This is a genomic window from Pseudoalteromonas sp. NZS71_1 (genome assembly GCF_015864305.1).
GTDB classification, from domain to species: Bacteria; Pseudomonadota; Gammaproteobacteria; order Enterobacterales; family Alteromonadaceae; genus Pseudoalteromonas; species Pseudoalteromonas arctica.
Genome location: NZ_JADYXM010000028.1, coordinates 1 through 3,368 on the forward strand (window position 1 = coordinate 1; position 3,368 = coordinate 3,368).

2 protein-coding genes are annotated in these 3,368 nt (G+C 39.0%); one reads left to right on the forward strand and one right to left on the reverse strand.

Going from position 1 to position 3,368, the window contains the following annotated elements; translation table 11 throughout:
• Positions 1-935: 935 nt before the first annotated feature.
• On the reverse strand, positions 936-1,793 hold the full coding sequence (locus tag I6F43_RS19910) for a tetratricopeptide repeat protein (protein WP_121955452.1): 858 nt from the start codon (positions 1,791-1,793) through the stop codon (positions 936-938).
• 111 nt (positions 1,794-1,904) lie between these two features.
• On the opposite strand from I6F43_RS19910, the gene I6F43_RS19915 reads away from it, so the two are divergent.
• Positions 1,905-3,215 (forward strand): M20 metallopeptidase family protein, encoded by a 1,311-nt coding sequence (locus I6F43_RS19915; protein WP_165723092.1) that lies wholly within the window; start codon positions 1,905-1,907, stop codon positions 3,213-3,215.
• Positions 3,216-3,368 lie beyond the last annotated feature (153 nt).

Below are 3,368 nucleotides of genomic sequence, written 5' to 3' on the forward strand. Positions count from 1 at the left end.
AATGAATTCTGAATTTATTTTAATATCTTTCGATATTGAATTGACTGTGCCGAATAATTACCGAAATAACTATTCTGTTGGTCACTCAGTTTTCAATTGAGACTCTAATTTGTTTGCCTCGTTACTTGCTCAATAAAGAACGAAGTAGTTTGGCTGTTAGAACTCAATCTGTACGAGTGCCCACACAGATGATTGCTTTATATTGTTAAAGAACGTTTTGAGTCGCTTTAGCGCCTCAAGGGATGCGAATAATACACCCTTTATTTTTCGAGTCAACACTTAGTTTTAAACTTTCTTTTGGAAGATTTAAAACCGAAGTTTTATTTAACTCTCTGAGTAGTTCGTGCCTCGCTATGCGTTGTCCGCTGCGCGTCGCCATATCCCGTCTCAGTGGGGTCGCATTATAGGGAGCGGCGGATTTTACGCAAGCGTTATTTGCATAAAATAGTAATTAAAATTAAGCCCCAAGCAAGCACACATGATAAGCACAAGTTACCCACAAAAACCTGTTGATAACTCTTGTTTTTACATAGCTAAACCATTCTATAGCTTTTAATTAAAACCTTAAAAATGCAAAAAGCACCTTATTTAGGTGCTTCTCAAAAGTAATAGTTATTAGAATCTAGGGTCTGTTTATCTTTCAAGGTTAAATTTGCAGCAGCCTGTTTGGTATTCAGGCAAGGCAGAGCCTATGTAGTGTGGTTACTCCCCATAAATAGGCGATAACGTAGCATTAATGCCAAACAGGCGCTGCCCAAAGGGTTCTTCCTAGGGGCTATTTACTCTTTGTTACTCGGTTTTTACTTATTCTTACATGGATGTAAGCCAGTAGGGTAACGCAGGAGCAGTTACCGAGCCCACTAGGTTACAAATCTCGCGCCGCGATTAACCCCCCCTAGTTTGAACAAATTTTAATCCGCAAAGAGCAACAGACCCTAGTATAAAATACTATATAACTTGCGACGATACTTTGCTGCGAGTGCGTCGCCATCAGGTAAAGAGGCAATAATGGCTAAAAAGCTTGGTTTCGCTTCATTGAAATTCAGATCTTTTTGCAGCACTGTAAATAGTATATCCAATGCTTCTTCTTTTCTGCCTGCTTCATTGAGTAAAATACTAAGCTCTTCTTTTAATTCTAGGTCATTTGGGTACTTTTCTACTTGTTGTTGCTTTTCTTTAATCTCTGGTGAGTCTTTTGCTTCAAGCGCAGCTTCGCATTTTGCTTTTATATTATTAAAGTAAGCATCTTGCTCTTGTACGTCTATTGTATTTATAAGCGCTTGGGCGTCATCTACCTTGTGAATTTGAATACATATATCTGCAAGCACTAATTTGATGCGTGCATTACCGCTGTCTATTTCATAAGCTTGCTTTGCATAATTGAATGCAGCATTTAAATCTGACTTTAATAACGCTTGTTTTGCTTGCTCTAACAGTAAGTCTTGTTGCGCAGGTAAATGCTTTGCTAGGGCTTCGCGTATTTGTGCCTCACTTTGAACACCTGCAAGTAAATCTACTGGTGCAGAGTCTTTTAATAATACAAGCGTAGGCAGAGTTTGAAGACCAACTTGTTGCGCAAGTTGAGAAGCGAGTGCTTGCTCTGCATCGCAATCTAGGTTTGCTACTACTATATAGCTTGCATATTCAGCCGCTATTTTATCTAAAATTGCAGCCTGTCCGATGCAGTCAGGACTTTGAGGAGAGAAAAAGTTAAGCAACACCAATTTTTGCTGTGATGTTTCACCGAGTACTTGTTGAAGGTTTTGCGCATTAATACTAACTATGTTGCTCATTGAATTGATTGCCATATTCATCTATTTAGGTTTTTATATGGTGGTGAACATAATAATTACAAGTCATATACCTAAATCATCCGGTATACATATTCAACAATGAGGGAAAACATGAAATTAACTTATCTAAGTGCAATACTTTTATTAGCAAGCCCATTAGTACAAGCAAATGGACTCGATTTGAATTTAAGCAAAACCATGCCAGCTATAGAAAAGTTTTACCTCGATTTACACCAATCGCCAGAGCTTTCTTATCACGAACAAGAAACGGGTAATAAAATAGCGGATAAATTAACTCAGCTGGGTTTTAAAGTAACAAGTAATGTAGGTGGCTTTGGTGTTGTCGGCATTTACAAAAACGGAAACGGTCCAACCGTGATGATCCGTACTGACACCGATGGCTTACCTATTATAGAGCAGACAGGAAAGTCCTATGCCTCAAAAGTTAAAGTAATAGACGAGCATGGAGCTAAAGTAGGTGTAATGCACGGTTGTGGCCACGATATTCACATGAGCTCTTTTATTGGTACTGCTGAGCAATTAATAGTACACAAAGATCAATGGAAAGGCACTTTGATGATGGTTGCACAGCCTGCCGAAGAAGTTGGTGGAGGTGCTAAAGCCATGTTAGGCGAAGGACTATTTAGTAAATATGAAAAACCTGATCATATAATTGCTTTGCATGTAAGTGCTAGCGTCCCCGCTGGTAAGGTATCAATGAAAAATGAATACACTATGGCAAGTGTAGATTCTGTCGATATTACAATAAAAGGTAAAGGTGGTCATGGTGCTTATCCGCATACAACTATAGACCCTGTGATTATAGCTGCACGCACAGTACTTGCTCTGCAAACAATCACAAGCCGAGAACTTTCACCGCTAGAGCCTTCGGTTATTACGGTTGGGTCTATTCATGGTGGCTCAAAACATAATGTGATTTCGGATGAAGTAAAACTACAACTCACTCTCAGAAGCTATAACCCAAATGTTAGAAGTGCTCAAATAGCAGCAATAAAACGAATCACGGCAGGTATTGCACAAAGTGCTGGCCTAAATGAATCAAACTACCCTGTAGTATATGTACATGAAGATGAATCTATTCCATCTACTTATAATAACCCTGCACAAACAGACATTGTTAGAAACTCTATTGCCAGCGCAATTGGTGATACTAATGTGCTTGAAACACAAGCTGTAATGGCGGGTGAAGACTTTGGCCTATACGGACGCACCGATGAAAATATCCCGATTACCTTATTTTGGCTAGGAGGTGTAAACCAAGCACAATATGCAGATTCGATAAAAACAGGTGAAGTACTCCCTTCCCTACACTCTAGTAAATTTGCACCAGATTATAAAGTTGCTATCCCTACCGGAATAAAAGCAATGAGTAACGCTGCTGTTGCTTTATTTAATAAGTAACCTGAATTCTGGATAATAAATCTATCTCAAGCAGAGTTCATATATGGTCTCCTCCAGTATTGCAAGGTGTCATTCAACGATAGCAGGGACAGGTTTGCTGTCATATATACGGTCTTTTAGTGAAGATTATTACTTCTGACCTTGATGTAATCC